Here is a 24,473-nt window from a genome sequence, read left to right as displayed (position 1 = left end):
GCCCTCTCTTCTGGAGGGATCCCATGCCATTCAAGGTCAAGATTTACGTCTTGCTGCTGCTGGCCATTCTGGTCACCATCGGCACCGCCTGGCTCAGCGTGAATCACTTCATCAGTGGCTACATTCGCACTCAGGCCACCCAGAACATCAACGAACAGATAGCCCTGGTCAAAGAGAAGCTGGCGGGGGACATCAATCAAAAAATCCTGCTGGCCGCCAACCTCAACTTCGGGGTGACCAACGTCAAGAAGACCCTGGAAGAGACCGGCTTTCATAACATAGTCAAGGTGATCGGCGACATGGCGTTCGACGTGAGCGGCGTCATCAACGACACGGCCAGGGTCGACGCTCTGCGCAAGCTGATCCCTGAGGCGAACAACCGGATCACAGTCAGCCCGCTGCAGCAGCTGGATGGCAAACCCGTCATCTCCATCCTGGTACCGCGTGGTGCCGACTCTGCCTACCTTTATTACCTCGACATGAGCGAGTTCAAGAACCTGCTGGAGAAGGTGAGCGGGGAGGGGCGCTACTTCTCCCTTGCCGACGGTCAGGGCAATGTGCTCTACAGCAGCAAGCCGCAGGGTGAGAGCGAGTCACGCCCCAACCAGCTGGATATTCGCGGCAGCAGCTGGACGCTGACCGGCTACATAGACCTCGACTACATCCGCACCATGACCCAGGCGCTCAATGGCCAGATCGTCATGGCCCTGCTGGCGGTTGCCGTGTTGGTATTGCTGCTGGCCATGCTGGCGCTCAATGTCGCTTATCGTCCCATCCTCTCGCTGCGGGATCTGGTGCTGGAGCTGTCTCGTGGCAGCGGCGACCTGACCCGCCGCCTGACGGTGACCAGCACGGATGATCTGGGCCAGATCTCGGCCGGCATCAACCGTTTCATCGAGCGTCTGCAGGAGATGATGGGGGAGGTGCGGCAGGCGAGCGGCCAGCTCAACAACGGTATCGAGGGGTTGGCCAGCCAGACCGGAGCTGCGCAATCCCTGCTGGCGGATCATGTGCGCGAGACCGAGCAGGTGGTGACCGCCATCAACGAGATGAGCCGCACAGCGGTTTCCGTCTCGGAGAGTGCCGCCAGCACGGCCCAGCTGACCGGCCAGAGCCAGCAGCTGGCAAGCCAGTCCCGCCAGGTGGTGGATCAGGCCATGGCCAGCGTGATGGCGCTGGTGGACGAGGTGGAGGAAACAGCCAGATCCATCGAAGCCATGCAGCAGGATGTGCAGCAGATTGGCTCAGTGCTCGGGGTGATCGGCAGCATTGCCGAACAGACCAACCTGCTGGCGCTCAACGCCGCCATAGAGGCGGCCCGCGCCGGTGAGCAGGGACGCGGCTTCGCTGTGGTGGCGGACGAGGTCCGCTCGCTGGCGGCTCGCACCCAGAAGAGCACCGCCGAGATCCAGACCATGCTGGCCAGTCTGCAGCGAGGTACCCGCACAGTGGTGGAGGCCATGAGCAACACCAAGCAGAGCTGTCAGGGGGCCGCCGAGAATACCACCAAGGTCAACGAGTCGCTGGACCTGATGGCAGGCGAGGTGGTGGAGATCAACGATCTCATCAGCCACATCGCCACGGCGGCCGAACAGCAGAGTGCGGTAGCGGAAGAGATAAATCGCAACATGAGCGCCATCGCCGAGGTGATCCGTCAGCTGACGCACAATGGAGAAGAGACAGTGACCAGCTCGGCTTCGATGCAGCAGACCTATCACAGACTGAGGGAGATAGTGGGGCACTTCCGGCTGGAATAACGGCATCTGGAGGTGTGGCCCAGGTAAAAAAGGCCAAAAAGATGGGGGCGACTTGCGTCGCCCCCGATAGTCTTATCGCTCATGTCCTTGAACGAAGTTGCTCCCTGCAATCCCTGACTATACCTCTTCCTTTAGGTTTCCCCTTCCCAATCCTTTGGGGTGTCCTTTAGCCATCATGGCCTGACGAGTCATCCATTCCCGTCGCACTTTCTCCGTCCTGGGAGGTGTCCTTTACCACATCCTGTGGTGAGTCCATTTGCCCAACCCTGGCAGCCAGTCTTCCTGACCGACTTCATTGCGTCCGTGCATGAGTAACTATAAGGATTTCGCAGGGGACGACAACGGCAGCATGAAAAACGTTTTTACGCATCTCGTTACGCAAGAAACTTGTTGTGATTTTTATGATTTAAAATCATATGGTTGACTCTTAAACGTTCAGGTTTTTGGATCCTATCTTCCGACTATCGCGGGATCTTTTTCGGCGTCTGGCTCACAGGGGGGATGGCGAATGTCTCACACGTTGTTTAACTCGGGTTCAGAAAGGGGGAAGAGGCAGATGTGTGGTCGCCGAAAAGGTGAGAATGACAACCAATATGGTGGGTCAGCTGTGCTCCTGCAGCCGTTCATAGATGGTTTGACGCTCTTCCGGGCTCAGTGAAGAGAAATAGTGGGTGAACAGGCGCAGCAACAGGGATTTGTTCATGCCGTCCTGCTGGGTCAGGCTGCCAAGCTCGTCGATGGCGGCCGTGCTCAGGGAGAAGGTGGCTTTTTTATAGCTTGGCTTCAGGTAGTCGCCGCTTTCGATAAAGGCGAGTGCCGTCAGGGCTTCCTCCCGATGCAGGTTCAGCTCAAGGCTGACCACCTTGGGTTTGCCCTTGGCATAGAAGTCCGCATCCTCGATGAACTCGTCTATGGTGAACTTCTTCTGATGATGCAGATTGTGTTTCTTCTTCAGGTCGGCAAGGCCCATCTCACACCTCCAGCTCCAAAAACTCCTTGGCGATGGCCCGGATCTCCTCGGCCGACTTGCCATCGGGTTCTATCTCCATGACGGAAAGGCCCTTCTCCTCGCTGTCGTCATAGACATTGCGACCATAGGTGATGGCGTTCAGTACATCGACCCCGAACGAGGCGCATACCTCCTTGGCCTCCAGGATCCGTTTTACCTGGTTGGGCAGGGCTGGGCACTGGGTCAGCACCACGGCGGCCTTGAGGGTGGGATTGACCATCTTGCAGGTGGTGATGAGATCTTCCATGTGTGGCAGGGTCTTGAGATCGCGGCGTTTGGGCCGCAGCGGGATCAGGCCATGGGTGGCCACCGCCATGGTGGAGCGCAGCGCCCGGTTGTCCTGGCCGCCACAGTCGACGATGACATAGTCATAGCGGTTTTTCAGGCTGAGCAGGTCGTTGCGAATATTGCCGTAGAGCTGAACGCAGTTTATCTGGGGCAGATCCGGGTTGTCGTTGCGCTCCTGGATCCAGTCCGAGGTGGTGCGTTGCGGGTCACAATCGACCAGCAGCACTTCGCCATGAAACCGGGTTCTGAGGTAGACCGCCAGATTCTGGGCCAGACAACTCTTGCCGCTCCCTCCCTTCTCTCCACCGACCAACAGGATCATGACTATCTCCTATCCCTATGAAAAATAGCTGCCTTGAGTATAGGAGGGGGTTGAAGCATGACAAGCCAAGAGGAGGTGACCTCCTCTTGGGCTCTCACTTTCAGTAGTGCTGGCTGCCGCCGTACCACTGGCACACGTACTCGGGGACCAGCATCTGGGGAGCCTGGTCGATATGGCAGACCACCATGGGGATGGCGGGCGCTCCCTCAGCGCTGACCAGCGATGGGGTCATGGGCAGGATCAGGGCGGCGAACAGGAACAGTGACTTGATCTTCATGGCTATCTCCTTGGTGACAGAACACGGCGTGATCTGGATCACTTTCTGAGTTAAGCCGAGCCGGCCCGTGACGCAAGGTTATGAAATAAATTCAACGAATGAAAAAAGTTTGAAAAGAGGGTGTAGCGGGGTCGCTGAGAAATACATGACCAAGATGCGGGCTTTGTGCATATCCATATAACAGGCATGTTGCTGACAACTTGTGCCGCGAGCCTGTGGCGGCGGCTTTGGCACAATGCCATGATCTGGGACAAGAAGCAGATTATTCAGCGCCCCGCCTGCTTATGACTATTTATCTCGGTACCCATCCCTTAAAAACCAGTGAAAAATTCAGTTTAATGCATATTAAATTCAGGTGATGTGCTTGTGTTTTATATTGCCTTGAAAATAATGGATTTTTGTTTTTTGTCATATCCCTTAGTAGATATCTGCCGTGAATGAAACAGGATGAAATATGAAATAAAAGCGTGGATTAGTGCGTATCAATGCATGATGTCTGAATGAGAGATTGTCAGTTCTGTTACCCTCATCAAAGAATAAACCGTGATTTTATTCAGTTCAGAGTGAATGTGATCAATGTCTAAGTTTATCGTGATTGGCAGGTCTAACCTCGGTCTCGAAAGGCAAGGGCAGGATAGAACACAAGCTGAGTACCCTACATAAAGAATATCCCGCCTTAGCCACGAGCATGAATAGAAGGAATCTATTCAATCACTCGCAGGGACCACTGCTAGACGGAATATAATCATGAGCAAATTTTATGTAGGTTCTGAAGTTGGCCAATTGCGCCGTGTCATGTTGCACCGCCCCAACCTCAGTCTGAAGCGTCTGACCCCTTCCAACTGCCAGGACCTGTTGTTTGATGATGTCCTGTCGGTTGAACGCGCCGGTCAGGAGCACGACAAATTCGCTCAGGTACTGCGCGATCAGAATGTCGAAGTTTTCCTGCTGACCAACCTGCTGGCCGAGACTCTGGATGTGCCGGAAGCCAAAACCTGGCTGCTGCAACATCAGGTCTCCGATTATCGCCTCGGTTCTTCCCTTGCCAACGACGTGCGCTGCTTCCTGGCTGACATGCCGCACCGCGAACTGGCCCGCATTCTTTCCGGTGGCCTGACCTACTCAGAGATGCCTTACAGCGGCGTCAACATGGTAGTGGGCATGCACGCCCCGACCGATTTCATCATAGAGCCGCTGCCCAACCACCTCTTTACCCGTGACACCTCCTGCTGGGTCTATGGTGGCGTCTCCATCAACCCCATGGCCAAGGCCGCCCGTCGCCGCGAGACCAACCATGTGAAGGCCATCTACCGCTGGCACCCGCAGTTTGCCGGTCAGGACTTCATCAAGTACTTCGGTGACGAGGATCGTGACTACGACAACTCCACCATCGAAGGCGGTGACGTGCTGGTCATCGGCCGTGGCGCCGTGCTCATCGGCATGTCCGAGCGCACCACGCCGCAAGGGGTCGAGCACCTGGCACGCAGCCTGTTCAAACACGGTCAGGCCAAACAGGTCATCGCCATGCAACTGCCGAAACACCGCAGCTGCATGCACCTGGATACCGTCATGACCCACATGGACATAGACACCTTCTCCGTCTATCCGGAAGTCATCCGCAAGGATGTGAACTGCTGGAGTCTGACTCCGGGCGGTGCCAGCGGCATGAACATCAAGGAAGAGGGTTACTTCGTGACCGCCATCGAGAAGGCGCTGGGCGTGGATCAGCTCAAGCTCATCACCACAGGTGGTGACACCTTCGAGGCCGAACGTGAACAGTGGAACGATGCCAACAACGTGCTGACGGTGCGTCCTGGCGTGGTCGTGGGTTATGAGCGCAACACCTACACCAACGAGAAATATGACAAGGCCGGCATCACAGTTCTCTCCATCCCGGGTGAAGAACTGGGTCGTGGCCGCGGCGGCGCCCGCTGCATGAGCTGCCCGATGGAACGTGACGGCATCTAACAAGACGGCGTGGCGCCGGCAGAGGCTGGCGCCACAGATACCAAGACTCGAGATCAACACTCATGAAAAAACCAACTGTCGTCGTCGCCCTGGGTGGCAATGCCCTGCTCCGTCGTGGTGAGCCCCTTGAAGCGGATATCCAGCGCAAGAACATCGCCACCGCCGCCAAGACCATCGCCCTGATCGCTCAGGAGTACAACGTGGTGCTGGTGCATGGCAACGGCCCGCAAGTCGGCCTGCTGGCCCTGCAAAACAGCGCCTATACCAAGGTCGCGCCCTATCCCCTGGATGTGCTGGGTGCCGAGTCCCAGGGCATGATCGGCTACATGCTGATCCAGGAGCTCAAAAACCTGATGCCGAGCCGCAACGTCACCGCGCTGCTGACCCAGGTACAGGTCGATCCCAAGGATCCGGCATTTGCCAATCCGACCAAATTTATCGGACCCGTCTATGACGAAGCCGAAGCCCGCATCCTGGCCGAAGAGAAGCACTGGGTGGTCAAGGCCGACGGCAAGTTCTTCCGCCGCGTGGTGCCGTCTCCGCTGCCCCAGCGCATCGTCGAAGGTGATGCCATCGAAACCCTGATCGCCCAGGGACACCTCATCATCTGTACCGGTGGTGGTGGGATTCCCGTGACCTGGGATGGCCAGTGCCTGACCGGCATCGAAGCCGTCATCGACAAGGACATGTCTGCCGCCTACCTGGCCAAGCAGATCAAGGCCGATGCCCTGCTGATCCTGACCGACGCCGATGCCGTCTACCTGGATTGGGGCAAACCGACCCAGCACCCGCTGCGCGTCACCAGCCCGGCCGAACTGGCTGGCGTCAAGTTCGATGCAGGCTCCATGGGGCCCAAGGTCGAAGCGTCCTGTGAATTCGTCAAGGCGACCGGCGGCATGGTCGGGATCGGTTCTCTGGAAGATGGCCTGGCCATCCTCAAGGGCGAAGCCGGCACCAATATCGTTGCCACCCGCACCGTGAATGCCTAGTCAACAACACTGCCCGAATGGGGCCTGAACAAGTTTGTACTGTGTATGCGTAGTCAATAACACTGCCCAAATTGGTCTGAACAAATATAGAGAGAACTCATCATGGCTTTTAATCTGCGTAACCGTAACTTCCTGAAACTGCTGGACTTCACCCCGCGCGAAATCCAATACATGATCGACCTGGCCATCGACCTGAAGAAAGCCAAATACGGTGGCTATGAGCGCAAGCACCTGACCGGCAAAAACATCGCCCTGATCTTCGAGAAGACCTCCACCCGTACCCGTTGTGCGTTTGAAGTGGCGGCCTTCGACCAGGGCGCTCAAGTCTCCTACCTCGGCCCAAGCGGTTCCCAGATCGGTCACAAGGAGTCCATGAAGGACACTGCACGTGTACTGGGCCGCATGTATGACGGCATCGAATACCGTGGCTATGGCCAGGAAATCGTGGAAGAGCTGGGTGCCTATGCCGGCGTCCCGGTCTGGAATGGCCTGACCAACGAATTCCACCCGACCCAGATCCTGGCCGACTTCATGACCATGCTGGAGCACGGCAAGGGCAAGCGTCTGGATCAGATCAAGTTCGCCTACCTGGGTGATGCCCGCAACAACATGGGCAACTCCCTGATGGTCGGCGCCGCCAAGATGGGCATGGACATTCGCCTGGTCGCACCGAAAGCCTTCTGGCCGGAAGAAGCGCTGGTTGCCAAGTGCCGCCTGATCGCCGAAGAGACAGGCGCGCGCATCACCCTGACCGAGGATGTGAAAGAGGGCGTGCTGGGTACCGACTTCCTCTACACAGACGTCTGGGTTTCCATGGGCGAAGCGAAAGAAGCCTGGGATCAACGGGTGAAACTGATGACCCCGTACCAGATCAACATGGATGTCATCAACGCCACCAAGAACCCGGATGTGAAGTTCATGCACTGCCTGCCGGCGTTCCACAACGATGAGACCACCATGGGCAAGGAAGTGGCTGACAAATATGGGATGAAAGGTCTGGAAGTGACCGAGGACGTGTTCGAATCCGAGCACAGCATCGTGTTTGACGAGGCCGAAAACCGGATGCACACCATCAAGGCAGTGATGGTTGCTACGCTGGGCGACTAAGGTCGCAGTAGTGGTGCCGGGGGGCGACCCCCGGCTTTTCGACCATGTGACGGCGGCATAATACCTCTAACCCTACGACCCGCAGCTTGCATGGATACCACACCACAGAAGGAAGCTGGACCATGACCAAATTCAAGTTCCCATCAGCCTACACCATACTGTTTGTGCTGATCGCCTTGGTGGCCGCCCTGAGCTGGGTAGTGCCAGCCGGCAAATACGACATGATCATGAACGACGCCCTCGGCAAGGAAGTGCCGGTGGCCGGAACCTACAAGCTGGTAGAGGGGAATCCCCAGGGGATAGTCGACGTGCTGCTGGCACCCATCGACGGTCTCTACAACCATGACACCTATCAGGCAGGCGCCATCGATGTCTCCCTGTTCATCCTGATCATCGGTGGTTTTCTTGGCATTGTGACCAAGACAGGTGCCATCGATGCCGGGATCGAGCGCGTTACCGATCGCCTGCGCGGTCGTGAAGAGTGGATGATCCCGATCCTGATGGCGCTGTTCGCCGCAGGCGGTACCATCTACGGCATGGCTGAAGAGTCGCTGCCTTTCTATACCTTGCTGGTCCCCGTGATGATGGCCGCCCGCTTCGACCCCGTGGTTGCCGCCGCGACCGTGTTGCTGGGCGCAGGTATCGGTACTCTGGGCTCCACCATCAACCCGTTTGCGACCGTGATTGCCGCCAACGCCGCTGGCATCTCCTTCACCGACGGTATCTGGCTGCGCGTCGCCATGCTGCTTGCCGGCTGGCTGCTGTGCGTGGCCTACGTCATGCGCTACGCCAAGATGGTGCGCAACGACCCCAGCAAGTCCCTGGTGGCTGACAAGTGGGAAGAGAACCGTGCCCACTTCCTCGGCAACAAGAGCGACCAGATGCTGGAGTTCACCCTTACTCGCAAGATAGTGCTGGGTATCTTCGTCGCCGCCTTCGCCGTGATGATCTACGGTGTGGCCGTGCTCGGCTGGTGGATGGCGCAGATCTCCGGCGTCTTCCTGGCCGCTGCCATCATAGTCGGCGTCATCTCCCGCATGAGCGAGGAGGAGCTGACCTCCAACTTCATCGACGGTGCCCGTGACCTGCTCGGTGTGGCCCTCATCATAGGTATCGCTCGCGGTATAGTCGTGGTGATGGACAACGGCATGATCACTCACACCATTTTGCACAGTGCGGAAGGGATAGTGACCGGCCTCTCCACCGTAGTGTTCATCAACGTGATGTTCGTGCTGGAGCTGGTGCTCTCCTTCCTGGTGCCGTCCTCCTCCGGTCTGGCCGTGCTGACCATGCCGATCATGGCGCCCCTTGCCGACTTCGCCAACGTGGGTCGCGAGCTGGTGGTGACCGCTTATCAGTCCGCCTCCGGCCTGGTGAACCTGGTGACCCCGACCTCCGCCGTCGTAATGGGTGGCCTGGCCATCGCCAAGGTGCCCTATGTACGCTGGCTGAAGTGGGTAGCACCGCTGCTCGGCATCCTGACAGTGCTGATCGTAGCCTGCTTGAGCCTGGGTGCCGTGCTGGCATAACAGGTGAAACACCGTATGAAACGGGAGCCAGTGGCTCCCGTTTTTTATGGCCGAGAAATAAGACAGGACAGGGAGTCCGGCGCTCCTCTTATATGAGCCCGCAATCAGGTGGGCAAGACAACAAAAAGGCGACCCCGGGGTCGCCTTGTGCATTCAGGGAGGCACGTCAGCGCGCCTGCTCCAGGGTACGCACCACGGCCGCGTGGGCCAGGCGGGTGCGGCTGATGTGGCGCGGCGCGACCAGTACCACGTCGTTGCCGGCGACGGCGCCCATGATCTCGGGATTGGCATTGCGATCCAGCAGGCGGGCCACCACAGTCGCGGCGCCCGGGGTAGTGTGGATCAACACCATCTGCTGGTTGTGCACCACCTCGCGCACCATGTCGTGGATGGAGCGGGTGCTGCCGGCGGGCTCCAGCTGCTCGTCCACCAGGGTGTAGACCTTCTTGCCGTTGGCATTCTGGGCCTTGGCCACGCCGAGGCGGCGCAGCAGACGGGAGATGGTGGACTGGCTGATGTCGGCAAAGCCGCGCTCCGCCAGCTCGCGGCGGATCTCCTCCTGGGTGCTGTAGCAGTGCTGGCCGATGATCTGGCGACAGGCATCCAGCTGGGCCAGATCGGGCTCTTGTTCAACGGGACGACTGAGGGTTTTGACCACGGCGATTTCCTTTGACTGTGACCGAAGGCTATCGCTCGAAATCTGCCATCAATGCCTTTTAATAGCTAAAAGTTCTGATGGAAAGGAGTGAGGCAGGGAATGAGCGATGTTTAGCCTTTATAGGATGGCAAATTATAGCTAAACGGAAAATCTGTGATGTGACAGGGGTCAAAAATGGGCCCCACAGGGCCCATTCAGATATCAGTAACGTTCGCTGACTATGTCCTGGGTGAAGGACTTCTCGCAGTATTTGCACTTCATGCGCACCACGCCTTTCACCTCCCGCACCCGGAAGTAGCTGTCCACCGGCTCGTTGTGGGAGATGCAGTTGGAGTTGGGGCAGTGGAACACGCCCGTGATGAACTCCGGCAGTTCCAGCTGGTGCTTCTTCACCACGGCGAAGTCTTCGATGATGTTGACGGTCGCCTTGGGGGCAAACAGGGCCAGCTGGTTGGCCTGCTCCGCGGTCAGGCGGGTGTTCTCTATCTTGATGAGATCCTTCTTGCCCAGCGCGCCGGATTTCAGGTTGAAACCGACGGTGATCCGCTCTTGGGTCTCGATCAGCTGGAACAGCTTGAGGATCTTGATGCCCTGGCCGGCGGGGACGTGGTCGATGACGGAGCCGTGACGGATGGCTTCGACTTGCAGTTGATTCTTCTCGGACATGATGTTCCCCTTTTCCCTTAGACGGTTTCGTTCAGTACCAGAGCCAGCAGTGCCTGGCGCGCGTAGACCCCGTTTTCCGCCTGCTGGAAGTAGTAGGCGTGGGGAGTCTTGTCGACCGCGACCTCGATCTCGTCGACGCGGGGCAGGGGGTGCAGGATCTTCATGGTGGGCTTGGCCCCTTCCAGGGTGGCCAGCTCCAGCACGAACTTGGCGGCCATGTGCTTGTATTCGGTCTCGTCGAAGCGCTCTTTCTGGACCCGGGTCATGTAGAGGATGTCGAGCTCAGGCATCACCTCTTCCATGGTCTCGTGCACGCTGAACTGGATGCCTTTCTCTTCCAGCTCCTCGCACAGGTAGTCTGGCATCGCCAGCGCTTCCGGGGAGATGAAGAAGAAGCGGCAGTTGAACAGGCTGAGGGCCTGGGCCAGGGAGTGGACGGTGCGGCCGTACTTGAGGTCACCGACGAAGGCGACGTTGAGGCCGTCCAGCTTACCTTGCGTCTCATGGATGGAGAAGAGGTCGAGCAGGGTCTGGGTCGGATGCTGGTTGGAACCGTCACCGCCGTTGATGACAGGCACGCGGGAGAACTCGGAGGCGAGGCGGGCGGCGCCCTCTTTCGGGTGACGCATCACCACGGCATCCGAGTAGGAGCCGATGATCTTGATGGAGTCGGCCAGGGTCTCGCCCTTCTTGGCGCTGGTGTTGCCACCGTCGGCGAAGCCGATGATGTTGCCACCCAGGCGCTGAACCGCGGTCTCGAACGAGAGGCGGGTGCGGGTGGACGCTTCGAAGAAGCAGCTGGCAACCAGCTTGTCTTTCAACAGGCGGGTGTCGGGCTCGGCCTTCAACCGCTGTGCGGTTGCGACCACCAGTTCCATGTCGGGCCGGGTCAGGTCCGAAATGGAGATGACATGTTTCTTATAGAGTGGATTGGTCATCGTCTGCATTCCCTTTGACATCAATGAAGGTTTTTCGGGCACAAAAAAAAGCCCCTGAAACAGGGGCTTTTTTTAAAAATAACTGGGGATCTGTGGGTCGGGAACCGGAAACAACGGGGCCGCTCTGGTGCGCTCCACCCGTCTGCAAGGCTGTTTTCTGAATCAAAAACTGCATCGTCTTGTCTCGACCTTTTTCAAAACCGGACAGATTATAGAGTCGCATTTTGAATTGTCAAAAATTTATTTCAAAGGCAAGATTTGCGCGGGAAAACGTTTAAGTGTCGTGAACGGGTCGGCAAACCCACACGCTGTGTTCCGTTTGCAGGGGCAGGGCATCTTCGGCCATGCAGCGCAGATAGGCGAGTCTGTGGTGTCCTTCCAGCAGGCAATAGGGTTGCGGCAGCGGCTGTCCGTCCGGGTAGCGGCTATCCGGTGCGGGAGCCAGCACTATGATGGGTTCGGACCAGGTGCCCTGGGTCAGCATGTATTCGCCGAGCCAGGATCGACGCACGTAACGATTGTGACGCAGCATCTCGCCCCAGCGCTCGATCACCTCCATATGGCGGGAGCTGACCTGGGTCACGATCTGCTCCGTGGGCCAGCTCTCGCACTTGAACTGGTGACGGGCCAGGTCGATAAAGCTCCAGTTGGACTCAAAACCGCGCCAATGGCGATAAATCCACTGGGAAAGCACGCTGTGGGGAATGAAGGGCACTCGCGGCGCGACCCGGTCGAGATAGTCGGGCAGGGACTCCGTCTTGCGTTCATCCCTGAAGTTGAGCGGTGCCAGTTGTTGGAGCAAGCGGTAATTGAGCATGAGTAGCCTCCCGGATCCAGACTTAACCCTACCCCCATTTATGTGGCTTTCCTACCCTGACAAGGCTGTAAATACAGCAAGTTACCCCGTCAGGCTGCGCAAATTGCCGCGAGTTGCTCGTCATTTGTGCAATCGCATCGAAAGTGAGAAAAAAGCCTTTACCTTTGAACCCGGCTTTGTATAATTCGCCTCGTTTGTTGCAGGGGCGTAGTTCCAATTGGTAGAACAGCGGTCTCCAAAACCGATGGTTGCGGGTTCGAGTCCTGCCGCCCCTGCCATTTTCAGAAAAGCCAGCTCATTGAGCTGGCTTTTCGCATTTCTGCGTTCCCGGTTTTCCTCCCGTCACACCTGCTCCTATGGTTGCCGTTTTACGGCGGCGTCAGCCCGTTCCCGGCGCCTCTTTCCCTTCAGATCCCGCACCGCCCCTGACCGCTAGTCGTTATTGCGCCAATTTGCCCTGTCGTTTCTGGCAATCGTGCTTCACGGGCTCGTGTGCTACACCACATGGGCGGTGTCATTGCGTGTTGATGGCAAACCGGTAGCCAATGCTCAAGCCGTGGATTGTGGGCGTGAACATCATTTGAGGAGATAGACTCATGAACAAGGCAGTTGAAACCCGACTGAACAAGTCTCGCCCCGGCGGCTGGGTGCCACAGGATAGTGCCCATATCGAGCGCTGGATCCGGCGGATCAGGCACTATGTTGCCAACCAGCCGAGCGCGCTTGTGCCGCCCATCGCCGAGCTGCGGGATCTGGTCAGCGCCGACCCTTCGCTGCACGCCCAGGCCGAAGCCATGTTCAAGGAGGCCTGGCGCCACAAGCACCTGACCCCGCTCGGTCAGGTCGAGGTGCGATCCTTCGAGGAGTTTCTGGGGCTGCTCAACGGCATCATGACCACGGCCCCCGAGGCGTATCAGGACATTCCGACGCACGAACCCTCCGGCCTCATAGGTTTTCCCATCAATGCGCTGCTCGACTGGCCCATGGCGACCCAGTCCGGTTATCACTTCTTCGCCAACGCCCTGATCAACCAGCAGTTCAAGAAGATCCTCGATTACTGGGCGCTGTTTCTGCAAAGCCCGGCTTCGCGCTACGTGTTGAACGAGCCGGTCAGCCGGCTGGATCATGAGACACTGGTGGTGCCCTGGCTCGGCAAGGTGGCCAAGGCCGAGATGGTCAAGGTGGCGACCGGCGCCCTGGGTGAAGGCACCAACCCCACGCCAGCCAGCTTTGAGCAGATCTTCCAGTGCGATCCGGCGGCCGAGTATCATGGCTTCGGCAGTTGGGATGGGTTCTTCACCCGCACCTTCCGCCCCGGTGTGCGGCCTGTCTCGGCGCCGGCGGATGACAACGTCATCGTCAACGCCTGCGAATCGGCGCCGCTGCAGGTGAGAAAAGAGGTGAGCAGCAGCGATCAGTTCTGGCTCAAGGGTCAGCCCTATTCGCTGGACAACATGCTCGACTTCGACGATCTGGCGCCTCGCTTCGACGGCGGCACAGTGTATCAGGCCTTCCTCAGCGCCCTCAGCTATCACCGCTGGCACAGCCCGGTGAGCGGCACCATTCGCAAGGTGCGCGTGGTCAACGGCACCTACTATCTGGAGAACCAGTTCGAGGGCTTTGTCGACCCGCAGGGGGCGGATCCCAGCGCCCCCAACAACTCGCAGCCCTTCCTCACCTCGGTGGCAACCCGGGCGTTGATCTTCATCGAAGCCGACAACCCCAAAATCGGGCTGATGTGCGTGGTGCCTGTGGGCATGGCCGAGGTGTCGAGCTGCGACATCACTGTGCGGGCGGGGGACAGGGTGAAGAAGGGGGATCAGCTCGGCATGTTCCACTTCGGCGGCTCGACCCACTGCCTGCTGTTCCGCCCCGGGGTCAAGCTGGAGTTCGACTTTTACGGCCAGACCCCGAGCCTGGATGCCGGCAACATGCGGCTCAACACCGCCATAGCCCGGGTGCGCTAGCGCATTTTTCTGCGGGTTGAATGCATGCTGGCCACCTCCTGGAGGTGGCCTTTTTTACACCTGCTGGGGGGGCATCAGCCGGGGTGTTGGGGGGATTTCCCCATGCCGGATGGCGAGGGGCATTGCCAGGGTTCAGTTACTGATTTATTTAAAATCAACGGATTGAAATTCATGGATCGGGATTTTCTGTCGATATAGTCCACACAGGGCGTGCAGCTTTGTTTGACGCCATTGAGACAGCCATAAGGATATCCCATGAATCTCTCCCTTCGCGGCAAGTTGTTGGCCACCAGTCTTGGCGTGGTCCTGATCACGGTCTGCCTGCTGGGCATGACCGCCTTCTATACCCTGAAAAACCAGACCCTGAGCGCCATCGACAGCGAGGCGCGCAATTATGCCAGCGCCTACGCGGAGGGGATAGGCAAATGGATGCAGGACAGGCGCGAGAGCCTGACCGCCCAGGTCGAGGTCATCGCCAGCCACCCGACCTCCGAACTGGTGCCCCATCTGCAGCAAACCCTGCGCTCCGGCGGCTTCGGGCTGGCCTACTACGGCTCGGAGGAGGGGGTGATGACCCGCAACGATCCCTCCCTCAACAAGGGCAACTATGACCCGCGCGAGCGGCCCTGGTATCAGGACGCGGTCAAGGCAGGCAAGCTCATCATCACCGAACCCTATGTCAGTGTGACCATGCAGCAACTGGTGGTGACCCTGGCCGAGCCCGTGATGCAGCAGGGCCGGCTGGCCGGGGTGGTCGGTGCCAACCTGGCGCTGGAACAGCTCATCAAGGATGTGCTGGCGATGCGGGTACAGGGGGATGGCTACGCCATGCTGCTGGACAAGGGCGGCCTCATAGTCGCCCACCCGGACAAGGCGCTGGCGCTCAAGAAGAGCCAGGATCTGGCACCTGAGCTGGATGCCGGCCGACTGGTGAGCATGAGCCAGCAGGGCGGCCTGCAGCTGGTGCAGATCGGCGGACGGGATGCCCAGATGCTGGTGCTGCCCATTCCCAACACCGACTGGTTGCTGGCCATGGTGATGCATGAGGATGTGCTGATGGCGCCGCTGCAGAGCCTGCTATGGGAGCTGTCACTCATCAGTGCCGGCCTGATCCTGGTATTCGGCCTGGTGCTGACCAGCACCTTCAAGCTCCTGTTCCAGGATCTGGGGCGGGTGGCCGGGGCCTTGCACGACATAGCCCACGGCGAGGGGGATCTCACGGTTCACATCAATACCCGCAGCAAGGATGAGGTGGGCCAGCTGGCCGAGAGTTTCAACCAGTTCGTGGCGCGGCTGCACGGCATCGTCAGCCGCCTGCGTGATGTGACCCTGGAGCTGACGGCCCAGTCCCGCACCCAGGCGGCCGGAGCCCAGGCGCGCAGCCAGCGGGTGCGCCAGCAGCAGGACGAGATCGTCATGGTGGCGACCGCGGTGACCGAGATGGCCTCCGCCACCCAGGAGATTGCCGGCAACGCCGAGTTCGCGGCCACCACCTCCGGCGATGCGGTCAAGCTGGCCGTCGCCGGTCAGTCGCAGGTCGGCCAGAGCCAGCGCAGTATCACGGGGCTGGCGGACGAGGTGGCCGATGCCAGCCAGATCATTGTGGAGCTGGATGCCCACGCCCAGAAGATCAGCGGCATTCTGGCCACCATCAGCGGCATCGCCGAGCAGACCAACCTGCTGGCGCTGAACGCTGCCATCGAGGCGGCCCGGGCCGGTGAGCAGGGGCGCGGCTTTGCCGTGGTGGCGGACGAGGTGCGGGTGCTGTCGCGCCGTACCCACGACTCCACCGACGAGATCCAGCAGATGATAGAGACGCTGCAGCAGACCACTCGTCGCGCCGTAGGGGGCATGGAGACCAGCCGTCAGCTGGCGGGCACCAGCGTGGAGGATGCGGAAGCCGCCAATCTGAGCCTGGGGCAGATCAACGAGGCGATCGGTGCCATCAGCGACATGGCGACCCAGATAGCGGCGGCGGCGGAGGAGCAGACCTCGGTCACCAGCGAGATCAGCCGCAACACCGAGAACATACGCCATGTCTCCCAGGAGCTGGCCGAGCAGGCCAATCAGGAGGCGGCCCAGGCCGCCGAGCTGAAGGCGCTGACCGAGCGGCTGGAACAGGAGATAGGCCGCTTCCGGCTCTGATCATCCCGCCACCTCCATCAACAGAAAGGGCAGCCCGCGGGCTGCCCTTTGCCATTTCTGGCGCTTATCCCGGCTGTTTGACCCAAATCAGCTGGTCGGTGGCAAAACCCAGCCCCCTGGCCTTGGCGATCAGCTCATCCACCTTGGCTTTCGGCGGCTTGGGGGAGCGGGAGAGGATCCAGAGGTAGTCGCGGTTGTAGCTGGTCACCAGGGAGAGCTGGTAGTCGGGGTCCAGATCGATGACGTTGTAACCGCCGTAGAAGGGGCCGAAGAAGCTCACCTTGAGCCGTGCCTCGTCCGGCTTGTCGACGAAGTAGGCCTTGCCCTCGGCCTCGCGCCAGCTGCCATCGCTCTGTTTGCCGCGATTGAGCACCCTGACGCCGCCATCGTCACGCAGGCTGTAGTTGGCGCTCACCTCTTCCAGCCCCCGCTCGAAGCTGTGGTCCAGGCGGGCTATCTCGTACCAGGTGCCGAGGTAGCGATCGAGCTGGAAGCCGGTGACGGGGCGTATGCCTTCGGCCACGCCGGTACAGGCCGTCAGCAGCAGGGCGGTGAGCAGGCAAAGCAGTGAACGCATGAGTCATTCCTCTCTGGTTATCCTTCGATGATGCGCAGCTGGCCATCCCGAAAGCGGGAGGCCTGATCCGTCGGCGTGCTGCCGAAGAAGCGCTTGTACTCCCGGCTGAACTGGGAGTTGCTCTCGTAACCGACCCTGGCCGCCGCGGCACCGGCCTTGATGCCGTCGTGCAGCATCATGATGCGCGCCTTGTGCAGGCGAAACGACTTGATGTACTGCAGCGGCGAGGTGGCCGTGACCGCCTTGAAGTGGTGATGAAAGGCGGAGACGCTCATGTTCACCTCCCGCGCCAGCTCCTCCATGGTGAGGTTGTCGGCGAAGCGCGACTCTATCATACGCAGCACACGGGCGATCTGGCCCACATGGTTGTGACGGTTGGCCAGCGCCTGCAGCGCCGGGCCGCCGCCCTCGTGCAGGGCGTAGAACAGCATCTCCCGCACCGTCTGCGGTCCCAGCACCCGGGCGTGGTGGGGCTTGTCCATCAGGTCGATCAGCCGCTCGGCGGCGCAGAACATGGCCTCCGACAGGGGCACAGAGTGGACGCCGCTCTTCTGTGGGGCAGGGGCGGGCAGGGCATCGCCCAGCTCCAGCAAGAGTGCCTGCAGGGTGACCAGATCGATCTCGAGGGAGAAGCCGATGAGAGGCTGCTCGGGGGAAGCGAAACACTCGCACTCGCACGGCAGCGGCAGCGTCATCAGCAGGTAGTGGTTGGGATCGTAGCGAAACACCTGATCCGCCAGATAACCCACCTTGTGCCCCTGCAATATCACTATCATGCGTGGCTGGTAGAGCACAGGGGTGCGGCCGTGGTACTCGGTGGTGTAGATGAGGTTCACCTGCTCCACCGGAGAGGGGGTGATGCCGGGGGCTGTGACGTGACGGGTCAGCTTGGCGGCGAGGTCGGCGTAGCGGCTCTGCATTGTCTCTCTTTTGTTGTGGTTCTGGCCTCTTTGTAGAAATAGGCAAGAATCAAGCAGGATGTTGCCTTGATGGTAGAGGCTGTCTGGAGAAAAATGCAATCACATTTCGCGGCAAGACCGCTCGGAACATGAAAAGGCAATGTCGATGAACAATTTTACCCTGCATACCCCGACCAAGATCCTGTTCGGCAAGGGCCAGGTTGCCCAGCTGCGCGAACAGCTCCCTCCCGACGCCCGCATCTTGATCACCTATGGCGGTGGCAGCGTGGTGCGCACCGGTCTGCTGGCGCTGATCCGCAGCGAGCTGGCCGGCATGACACTGTTCGAGTTCGGCGGCATCGAGCCCAACCCCACCTATGAAACCCTGATGGGGGCGGTGGCGCTGGCCCGAGCCGAGCGCATCGACTTCCTGCTGGCCGTCGGCGGCGGCTCCGTGCTGGACGGCACCAAGTTCATCGCCGCCGCAGCCCACTACGACGAGGCCAGGGATCCCTGGCACATACTCGAGACCGTGGGTAACGAGGTGCGCTCCGCCATTGCGCTCGGCGCCGTGCTGACCCTGCCGGCTACCGGTTCCGAGATGAACATGGGCGCCGTGGTGACCCGTCGCAGCACGGGTGACAAGGTGCACTTCTTCTCGCCCTTCGTGATGCCGCGCTTCGCCGTGCTGGATCCCGTGCTCACCTACACGCTGCCGGCCCGCCAGGTGGCGAATGGCGTGGTGGATGCCTTCATCCACATTCTGGAGCAGTACCTCACCTATCCGGTCAACGCCAAGGTGCAGGATCGCTTCGCCGAAGGCCTGCTGCTGACCCTAGCCGAGGAGGGCCCCAAGGCGCTGCTGGAGCCGGAAAACTACGAGGTGCGTGCCAATATCATGTGGAGCGCCACCCTGGCCCTCAACGGCCTGATCGGGGCCGGTGTGCCGCAGGATTGGGCGACCCACATGCTGGGCCACGAGCTGACCGCCCTGCACGGTCTCGACCACGCTCAGACCCTGGCGGTGGTGCTGCCGGCCCTGCTGCAGGCCAAGCGCCAGCAGAAACACGCCAAGCTGCTGCAATACGCCGAGCGAGTGTGGGATCTGCGCAGCGGCAGTGAGGAGGATCGCATCGACGGTGCCATCGCCGCCACCCGTGACTTCTTCGAGCGGATGGGGGTCAAGACCCGGCTGCGGGACTACGGTGTCGCCTCGCTGGGGATAGACACCCTGATCGGCAAGCTGGCGGAGCACGGCATGACCGCCATCGGCGAGCACGGCGACATCGACCTGGTACAGAGCCAGCATATTTATGAAGCGGCCTGGTAAGGGCGCCGCGCCAGGGCATCAGGATCGAAACGATTGAACTTAAGGGGCCGGATCCTGCCATTTGGCGGGGGATCGGCCCCTTGTCTGTTACAAAACAGTTACTTTTTCCACTTTCACCCCGATATCTGTGATCGGAGTGAATTTCGTAAGAACAAAAAGCGCTAAGATAGAGGGCCGGTAAAACATTTTTTTTGACTGGTTGGATCACTTTTTCCAGCGCTTTTTACTGGTATAAGTCGCTAATTTGGTTTGTTTTTTTAAATCATGCTCCGGGATGGGCTGAATTCTGTACGCGCACCATCGGGACTGCGGTTGTAATAAAACTCCAAAATTTGATACTAATCACCTTCGCGCCTGAAAAGCGGGGGCCTGGCCATGACAGGAGGTTGAGGTAAAGCCTACTGATTTTCATAACAAAGGGCCCGTGACCTGCACTTTGGTCATGTCTTGTTTCGCCAGAAATGCGACACTGGGCAGCGATTGTTTATTAACCATCAGGGAATAGTCATGCAGATTGGAATACCGAGAGAGAGTCTCGCCGGTGAGACCCGGGTCGCAGCGACCCCGGCCACCGTTGAGCAGCTGAAAAAGCTCGGCTTCGAGGTCGCCATCGAGGCCGGTGCCGGCCAGCTGGCCAGCTTCGATGATGCCGCCTTCGAGGCTGCCGGTGCCAGCGTGGTGCCGAGCGTCTGGCAAGCCGACCTTATCTTCAAGGTCAATGCGCCGACCGATGCCGAGATCGCACAAATTAAAGATGGTGCCACCCTGGTGAGCTTCATCTGGCCTGCCCAGAACCCTGAGCTGGTCAAGAAGCTGTCCGAGCGCAACATCAATGTGATGGCGATGGACATGGTGCCGCGGATCTCCCGTGCCCAGTCCCTCGACGCCCTCTCCTCCATGGCCAACATAGGCGGCTATCGCGCCGTGGTCGAAGCCGCGCACCAGTTCGGTCGCTTCTTCACCGGTCAGATCACCGCCGCCGGCAAGGTTCCGCCTGCCAAGGTACTGGTGATAGGTGCCGGCGTGGCCGGCCTGGCTGCCATAGGTACTGCCGGTTCCCTCGGCGCCATAGTGCGGGCGTTCGATACCCGTCTGGAAGTGGCCGAGCAGATCGAATCCATGGGGGGTGAATTCCTCAAGCTGGACTTCGGCAGCGAAGACGGTGCCTCCAGCGATGGTTATGCCAAGGTCATGTCCGATGAGTTCATCGCGGCCGAGATGGCGCTGTTTGCCCAGCAGGCCAAGGAAGTGGACATCATCATCACCACAGCCCTGATCCCGGGTCGTCCGGCGCCCAAGCTGATCACCAAAGAAATGGTCGACAGCATGAAGCCGGGCTCGGTGATCGTGGATCTGGCGGCGGCCACCGGCGGCAACTGTGAATACACTGTGCCGACCGAGCTGTTCGTGACCCCCAATGGCGTCAAGGTGATAGGTTACACCGATCTGCCGGGTCGTCTGCCCGCCCAATCATCCCAGCTCTACGGGACCAACCTGGTCAACCTGATGAAGCTGATGTGCAAGGAGAAGGACGGTCAGGTTGCCATCAACTTCGAAGACGTGGTGCAGCGCAACATGACGGTAATCCAGGCCGGTGAAGTCACCTTCCCGCCGCCCGCCATCGCCGTCTCCGCCGCCCCGCAGAAGCCTGCCGCTGCCCCGGTCAAGAAGGCCGAGGCGAAGCAGCCGTCCAACAAGAAGTTCGTGTTCGGTGCTCTCGGCATCGCCGCCTTCGGTTGGGTCGCAGCCGTGGCGCCTGCTGCCTTCCTCTCTCACTTCACCGTATTCATCCTGGCCTGCGTGGTCGGTTACTACGTGGTGTGGAACGTCTCTCACGCCCTGCACACGCCGCTGATGTCGGTCACCAATGCCATCTCCGGCATTATCGTGGTCGGTGCCCTGCTGCAAATCGGGCAAGGGTCGACTTTGGTCACCGCATTGGCCTTTATCGCCGTGCTGATTGCCAGTATCAACATCTTCGGTGGCTTCACAGTCACTCAGCGCATGCTGAAGATGTTCCGTAAGGATTAAGGGGGTTTAACGTGTCTCAAGGACTGGTAACAGCATCCTATATCGTTGCCGCCGTGCTCTTCATCCTCAGTCTCGCGGGACTGTCGAAGCAAGAAACGGCCAAGCATGGCAACTTGTTCGGTATCGCGGGTATGGCCATCGCCCTGCTCGCCACCGTCTTCAACCCGGAAACCAGTGGCGTGCACTGGATCATCCTGGCCATGGTCATAGGTGGTTCCATCGGCGTGCGGCTGGCACTCAAGGTCGAGATGACCGAGATGCCCGAGCTGGTCGCCGTGCTGCACAGCTTCGTGGGCATGGCGGCTGTGCTGGTGGGCTTCAACAGCTTCATCGATCTGCACCCGTCTGCTCCCGCCGAGGTGGTGGTTTCCGTCGGTTCCAACCTGGATGCGACTCTGGCTGCGGCCCGGGCGGCGTTCGAACAGGCGGCCAGCGTCGCTCAGGTCGAGCACCTCTCCGGCGCCATGCTGAACATCCACCTGGTCGAGATCTTCCTGGGCGTCTTCATCGGTGCCGTGACCTTCACAGGTTCCGTGGTTGCCTTCGGCAAGCTGCGTGGTCTCATCTCTTCCAAGCCGCTGATGCTGCCGCACCGTCACAAGCTGAACCTGCTGGCCGTGGTGGCCTCGCTGGTACTGATGATCTCCTTCGTCAACGCCGGTGGCTCTACCTTCGCCCTGCTGGTGATGACCCTGATCGCCTTCGCCTTCGGCTGGCACCTGGTGGCCAGCATAGGTGGCGCCGACATGCCGGTCGTGGTCTCCATGCTGAACTCCTACTCGGGTTGGGCGGCGGCGGCGGCGGGCTTCATGCTCTCCAATGACCTGCTGATCGTGGTCGGTGCCCTGGTGGGTTCCTCCGGTGCGATTCTGTCTTACATCATGTGCAAGGCGATGAACCGCTCCTTCATCTCGGTGATCGCCGGTGGCTTCGGCTCCGACGGCGTGGCCTCCACGGCCGACCAGGAAATGGGCGAATACCGCGAGACCAACGCCGAGGAAGTGGCTGACCTGCTGAAGAACGCCAGCTCCGTCATCATCACCCCGGGCTACGGCATGGCGGTGGCGCAGGCCCAGTACCCGGTGGCCGAGATCACCCACAAGCTGCGCGAGCGCGGCGTCAAGGTGCGCTTCGGTATCCACCCGGTTGCCGGTCGTCTGCCAGGCCACATGAACGTGCTGCTGGCGGAAGCCAAGGTTCCTTACGATATCGTGCTGGAAATGGACGAGATCAACGAGGACTTCAACGATACCGATGTGGTATTGGTGATCGGTGCCAACGACACCGTCAACCCGGCCGCCATGGAAGATCCGGGCAGCCCCATCGCCGGCATGCCGGTGCTGGAAGTGTGGAAGGCGCAGAACGTCATCGGCTTCAAGCGTTCCATGAACACTGGCTACGCCGGCGTCCAGAACCCGCTGTTCTTCAAGGAGAACACCCAGATGCTGTTTGGCGATGCCAAGGCCAGCGTCGAGGCGATCCTGAAAGCGCTGTAAGCGTGGTTCGGGAAAGACAAAAGGAGGCTCAGGCCTCCTTTTTTATTACTTACTTTTTGGTATATCCTCAGCCAATGCATGGGTGGAGAGAACGGCATGGTATGGCGTAAAGGATGGATCCTGATCTGCCTCTGGTGGGGTTTGGCAGCACAGGCAGCTGAACAGCCAACCCTGACCCTGTTGACCGAGTTGTGGCCGCCCTATGTGATGCGGCTCGATGACGGCAGCCTGGGGGGCGCCGATCTGGAGCTGGCCCGCACCGTGCTCACGCGGATGGGTTATCGCACCACGGTCAAGGTGCTGCCCTGGAAGCGGGTGTTGCAGGAGGCCAGGTTGCAGCAGGGGGATGGCATAGTCGATGCCTTCTTCGAGGAGCGGCGACTGGAGTGGCTGCACTACCCGGATGAACCCCTCTCCCAGAGCGGTGAAGTGATCTTCTTCCCCCTGGACAAACCCGTGGATTACCAGAGCCTGGCCAGCCTCAAGGGGCTGCGCGTCGGTACCCAGACCGACTATGCCTATGGCGAAGCCTTCCTGACCGCCGCCGGGTTCACCCGGGTTCCCATGACGGGGGAGAGCAACATGATCAAGCAGTTGCACCTGATGATGGCAGGGCGGCTCGATGCCGTTGTGATGAACCAGATGGTGGGCCGCTACCTGGTCAGGGGGCAGGGGCTGCAGGATCAGATCGGCCATAGCGACAAGACGGTGACCGACAGCAACCGCAACTTCCTCGCCTTCACCCACAAGCCCGGCCACGAGAAGCTGGCCTATCAGTTCTCCCTCGCCCTCAAGGCCTTCAAGCAGACCCCAGAGTACCAGGCCCTGTTGACCCGCTACGGACTCTGAATCGGGACGTTCAGGTTCCGTCTGTTGAGCCCTGCGACCCGTTCAGACCCTGCCGTTGTGCGCCAGTTCACAATCTGTGGCGCTTTGCCGCCAGTTGGGCATAATGCCTGCGAAAAAGCGATGCGGCTCAACTTTATTTGAGTCCCTTTGCTTTAGAGTTACCCCAAGTTGACTGGATGACCCCTATGATGCAGGCCACCCCATTACGCCAAGCCAGTGCGCTGACCGATGAAGAGCGCCACCTGATCGCCAGCTTCGAACCCGCCGTGGAGGCGCTCTCCGCCTTGTTCGGCCCGGGTTGTGAAGTGGTGCTGCACGCTTTCGACAGCTTGCACGCCTCCGTCATCAAGATCGCCAACGGCCATATCACAGGCCGGGAGGAGGGAGCACCCGTCACCGACTTCGCCCTCAACAAGCTGCAGAGCGCGGCGGGCAGTCAGTGGAGCAGCTACTTCTCCCGCACTCGCGAGGGGGCGCTGCTCAAGTCCTCCTCCATCACCATCAGCAACCGGGAGGGCAAACCCGTCGGCATGCTGTGCGTGAACTTCAGCCTGGATACGCCGCTCGGCGCCCTGCTCGATACCTTCTCGTTGCCCGCCGCGCCGGCGCCGCTCAACAACGAGACCTTCGCCAGCTCGGTGGACGATCTGGTGGCCCAGGTGATCGACAAGGTGGATCAGGATGCCAGCCTCGGCAGCAGCGTGCGCAACAAGGCGATCGTGCACCGGCTCTACGACATGGGCATCTTCGAGATCAAGGATGCCGCCCAGCTGGTGGCCGAGATGCTCGGCATCTCCCGTCATACCGTCTATCTGCATATCCGCAACCGCAAAGCGGATCTGACCGAACAATAA

At 60.0% G+C, this 24,473-nt stretch carries 21 protein-coding genes and 1 tRNA gene; 13 read left to right on the top strand and 9 right to left on the bottom strand.

The features are described from left to right. The first annotated feature begins 23 nt into the window (after window positions 1-23). Window positions 24-1,757, top strand: coding sequence for a methyl-accepting chemotaxis protein (locus tag AACQ95_RS18690; RefSeq protein WP_241279310.1), 1,734 nt, complete (start codon window positions 24-26; stop codon window positions 1,755-1,757). A 601-nt stretch (window positions 1,758-2,358) separates the two neighbouring features. Here AACQ95_RS18690 and AACQ95_RS18685 read toward each other — a convergent pair. From AACQ95_RS18685 to AACQ95_RS18675, 3 genes are all read right to left on the bottom strand, one after another. Then, window positions 2,359-2,727, bottom strand: a complete 369-nt coding sequence (locus tag AACQ95_RS18685; protein ID WP_043142730.1) for a hypothetical protein — start codon at window positions 2,725-2,727, stop codon at window positions 2,359-2,361. Window position 2,728: 1 nt separating this feature from the next. After that, the gene (locus AACQ95_RS18680; protein ID WP_043142728.1) at window positions 2,729-3,376 is read right to left on the bottom strand and encodes an AAA family ATPase; all 648 of its coding nucleotides are present in this window, start codon (window positions 3,374-3,376) and stop codon (window positions 2,729-2,731) included. A 100-nt stretch (window positions 3,377-3,476) separates the two neighbouring features. Further along, window positions 3,477-3,653: a hypothetical protein gene (locus AACQ95_RS18675; protein WP_241279309.1), complete on the bottom strand. Its 177-nt coding sequence runs from the start codon at window positions 3,651-3,653 to the stop codon at window positions 3,477-3,479. A gap of 747 nt (window positions 3,654-4,400) precedes the next feature. Here AACQ95_RS18675 and arcA point away from each other — a divergent pair. From arcA to AACQ95_RS18655, 4 genes are all read left to right on the top strand, one after another. Further along, the gene (gene arcA, locus AACQ95_RS18670; RefSeq protein ID WP_241279308.1) at window positions 4,401-5,621 is read left to right on the top strand and encodes an arginine deiminase; all 1,221 of its coding nucleotides are present in this window, start codon (window positions 4,401-4,403) and stop codon (window positions 5,619-5,621) included. A gap of 62 nt (window positions 5,622-5,683) precedes the next feature. Then, window positions 5,684-6,610: a carbamate kinase gene (gene arcC, locus AACQ95_RS18665; RefSeq protein WP_043142723.1), complete on the top strand. Its 927-nt coding sequence runs from the start codon at window positions 5,684-5,686 to the stop codon at window positions 6,608-6,610. Between the two features lie 102 nt (window positions 6,611-6,712). After that, window positions 6,713-7,717: an ornithine carbamoyltransferase gene (gene argF / locus AACQ95_RS18660; protein ID WP_042870242.1), complete on the top strand. Its 1,005-nt coding sequence runs from the start codon at window positions 6,713-6,715 to the stop codon at window positions 7,715-7,717. A 122-nt stretch (window positions 7,718-7,839) separates the two neighbouring features. Further along, window positions 7,840-9,246: a YfcC family protein gene (locus AACQ95_RS18655; protein ID WP_241279307.1), complete on the top strand. Its 1,407-nt coding sequence runs from the start codon at window positions 7,840-7,842 to the stop codon at window positions 9,244-9,246. Window positions 9,247-9,412: 166 nt separating this feature from the next. Here AACQ95_RS18655 and AACQ95_RS18650 read toward each other — a convergent pair whose 3' ends face one another. From AACQ95_RS18650 to AACQ95_RS18635, 4 genes are all read right to left on the bottom strand, one after another. Beyond that, the gene (locus AACQ95_RS18650) at window positions 9,413-9,904 is read right to left on the bottom strand and encodes an arginine repressor (protein ID WP_042870238.1); all 492 of its coding nucleotides are present in this window, start codon (window positions 9,902-9,904) and stop codon (window positions 9,413-9,415) included. Window positions 9,905-10,105: 201 nt separating this feature from the next. Next, window positions 10,106-10,570, bottom strand: a complete 465-nt coding sequence (gene pyrI / locus AACQ95_RS18645) for an aspartate carbamoyltransferase regulatory subunit (protein WP_005318436.1) — start codon at window positions 10,568-10,570, stop codon at window positions 10,106-10,108. Window positions 10,571-10,587: 17 nt separating this feature from the next. Further along, the gene (gene pyrB / locus AACQ95_RS18640) at window positions 10,588-11,508 is read right to left on the bottom strand and encodes an aspartate carbamoyltransferase (protein WP_241279306.1); all 921 of its coding nucleotides are present in this window, start codon (window positions 11,506-11,508) and stop codon (window positions 10,588-10,590) included. A 274-nt stretch (window positions 11,509-11,782) separates the two neighbouring features. Continuing rightward, window positions 11,783-12,325 carry a hypothetical protein gene (locus AACQ95_RS18635; RefSeq protein WP_241279305.1) on the bottom strand — a complete coding sequence of 181 codons (543 nt, stop codon included), beginning with the start codon at window positions 12,323-12,325 and terminating at the stop codon, window positions 11,783-11,785. A gap of 201 nt (window positions 12,326-12,526) precedes the next feature. On the opposite strand from AACQ95_RS18635, the gene AACQ95_RS18630 reads away from it, so the two are divergent. The 3 genes from AACQ95_RS18630 to AACQ95_RS18620 all read left to right on the top strand — a co-directional run bounded on the left by AACQ95_RS18630 (window position 12,527) and on the right by AACQ95_RS18620 (window position 16,437). Continuing rightward, window positions 12,527-12,603: transfer RNA gene (locus AACQ95_RS18630), tRNA-Trp, on the top strand. Window positions 12,604-12,921: 318 nt separating this feature from the next. Beyond that, on the top strand, window positions 12,922-14,292 hold the full coding sequence (locus AACQ95_RS18625; protein ID WP_241279304.1) for a phosphatidylserine decarboxylase family protein: 1,371 nt from the start codon (window positions 12,922-12,924) through the stop codon (window positions 14,290-14,292). A 255-nt stretch (window positions 14,293-14,547) separates the two neighbouring features. Next, window positions 14,548-16,437, top strand: coding sequence for a methyl-accepting chemotaxis protein (locus tag AACQ95_RS18620; protein ID WP_241279303.1), 1,890 nt, complete (start codon window positions 14,548-14,550; stop codon window positions 16,435-16,437). A gap of 64 nt (window positions 16,438-16,501) precedes the next feature. On the opposite strand, the gene AACQ95_RS18615 is transcribed toward AACQ95_RS18620, so the two are convergent. Then, on the bottom strand, window positions 16,502-17,014 hold the full coding sequence (locus AACQ95_RS18615; protein ID WP_241279302.1) for a lipocalin family protein: 513 nt from the start codon (window positions 17,012-17,014) through the stop codon (window positions 16,502-16,504). Between the two features lie 17 nt (window positions 17,015-17,031). Next, window positions 17,032-17,934 (bottom strand): AraC family transcriptional regulator, encoded by a 903-nt coding sequence (locus AACQ95_RS18610; protein WP_043142706.1) that lies wholly within the window; start codon window positions 17,932-17,934, stop codon window positions 17,032-17,034. Window positions 17,935-18,079: 145 nt separating this feature from the next. Between AACQ95_RS18610 and yqhD the strand changes: the two genes are divergently transcribed. The 5 genes from yqhD (at window position 18,080) to AACQ95_RS18585 (ending at window position 24,473) form a co-directional block, all read left to right on the top strand. Then, on the top strand, window positions 18,080-19,243 hold the full coding sequence (gene yqhD, locus AACQ95_RS18605) for an alcohol dehydrogenase (protein WP_241279301.1): 1,164 nt from the start codon (window positions 18,080-18,082) through the stop codon (window positions 19,241-19,243). Window positions 19,244-19,750: 507 nt separating this feature from the next. Next, window positions 19,751-21,274 (top strand): Re/Si-specific NAD(P)(+) transhydrogenase subunit alpha, encoded by a 1,524-nt coding sequence (locus AACQ95_RS18600; protein WP_043142703.1) that lies wholly within the window; start codon window positions 19,751-19,753, stop codon window positions 21,272-21,274. Window positions 21,275-21,285: 11 nt separating this feature from the next. Then, window positions 21,286-22,770 carry a Re/Si-specific NAD(P)(+) transhydrogenase subunit beta gene (gene pntB, locus AACQ95_RS18595; protein WP_043142701.1) on the top strand — a complete coding sequence of 495 codons (1,485 nt, stop codon included), beginning with the start codon at window positions 21,286-21,288 and terminating at the stop codon, window positions 22,768-22,770. A gap of 96 nt (window positions 22,771-22,866) precedes the next feature. Next, complete coding sequence (locus tag AACQ95_RS18590) at window positions 22,867-23,619, top strand: substrate-binding periplasmic protein (protein ID WP_098981620.1); 753 nt, start codon at window positions 22,867-22,869, stop codon at window positions 23,617-23,619. Window positions 23,620-23,804: 185 nt separating this feature from the next. Next, the gene (locus tag AACQ95_RS18585) at window positions 23,805-24,473 is read left to right on the top strand and encodes a helix-turn-helix transcriptional regulator (RefSeq protein WP_209428576.1); all 669 of its coding nucleotides are present in this window, start codon (window positions 23,805-23,807) and stop codon (window positions 24,471-24,473) included.

This window comes from Aeromonas sp. MR19 (assembly GCF_963899305.1).
GTDB lineage: Bacteria > Pseudomonadota > Gammaproteobacteria > Enterobacterales > Aeromonadaceae > Aeromonas > Aeromonas bestiarum.
This window is presented reverse-complemented; position numbering and strand designations above follow the sequence as displayed.

Coding starts and splice junctions, on each gene's coding strand:
- AACQ95_RS18690 (WP_241279310.1), top strand. CDS start 24: ATGCCATTCAAGGTCAAGATTTACGTCTTGCTGCTGCTGGCCATTCTG.
- AACQ95_RS18685 (WP_043142730.1), bottom strand. CDS start 2,727: ATGGGCCTTGCCGACCTGAAGAAGAAACACAATCTGCATCATCAGAAG.
- AACQ95_RS18680 (WP_043142728.1), bottom strand. CDS start 3,376: ATGATCCTGTTGGTCGGTGGAGAGAAGGGAGGGAGCGGCAAGAGTTGT.
- AACQ95_RS18675 (WP_241279309.1), bottom strand. CDS start 3,653: ATGAAGATCAAGTCACTGTTCCTGTTCGCCGCCCTGATCCTGCCCATG.
- arcA (WP_241279308.1), top strand. CDS start 4,401: ATGAGCAAATTTTATGTAGGTTCTGAAGTTGGCCAATTGCGCCGTGTC.
- arcC (WP_043142723.1), top strand. CDS start 5,684: ATGAAAAAACCAACTGTCGTCGTCGCCCTGGGTGGCAATGCCCTGCTC.
- argF (WP_042870242.1), top strand. CDS start 6,713: ATGGCTTTTAATCTGCGTAACCGTAACTTCCTGAAACTGCTGGACTTC.
- AACQ95_RS18655 (WP_241279307.1), top strand. CDS start 7,840: ATGACCAAATTCAAGTTCCCATCAGCCTACACCATACTGTTTGTGCTG.
- pyrI (WP_005318436.1), bottom strand. CDS start 10,570: ATGTCCGAGAAGAATCAACTGCAAGTCGAAGCCATCCGTCACGGCTCC.
- pyrB (WP_241279306.1), bottom strand. CDS start 11,508: ATGACCAATCCACTCTATAAGAAACATGTCATCTCCATTTCGGACCTG.
- AACQ95_RS18635 (WP_241279305.1), bottom strand. CDS start 12,325: ATGCTCAATTACCGCTTGCTCCAACAACTGGCACCGCTCAACTTCAGG.
- AACQ95_RS18625 (WP_241279304.1), top strand. CDS start 12,922: ATGAACAAGGCAGTTGAAACCCGACTGAACAAGTCTCGCCCCGGCGGC.
- AACQ95_RS18620 (WP_241279303.1), top strand. CDS start 14,548: ATGAATCTCTCCCTTCGCGGCAAGTTGTTGGCCACCAGTCTTGGCGTG.
- AACQ95_RS18615 (WP_241279302.1), bottom strand. CDS start 17,014: ATGCGTTCACTGCTTTGCCTGCTCACCGCCCTGCTGCTGACGGCCTGT.
- AACQ95_RS18610 (WP_043142706.1), bottom strand. CDS start 17,934: ATGCAGAGCCGCTACGCCGACCTCGCCGCCAAGCTGACCCGTCACGTC.
- yqhD (WP_241279301.1), top strand. CDS start 18,080: ATGAACAATTTTACCCTGCATACCCCGACCAAGATCCTGTTCGGCAAG.
- AACQ95_RS18600 (WP_043142703.1), top strand. CDS start 19,751: ATGCAGATTGGAATACCGAGAGAGAGTCTCGCCGGTGAGACCCGGGTC.
- AACQ95_RS18590 (WP_098981620.1), top strand. CDS start 22,867: ATGGTATGGCGTAAAGGATGGATCCTGATCTGCCTCTGGTGGGGTTTG.
- AACQ95_RS18585 (WP_209428576.1), top strand. CDS start 23,805: ATGATGCAGGCCACCCCATTACGCCAAGCCAGTGCGCTGACCGATGAA.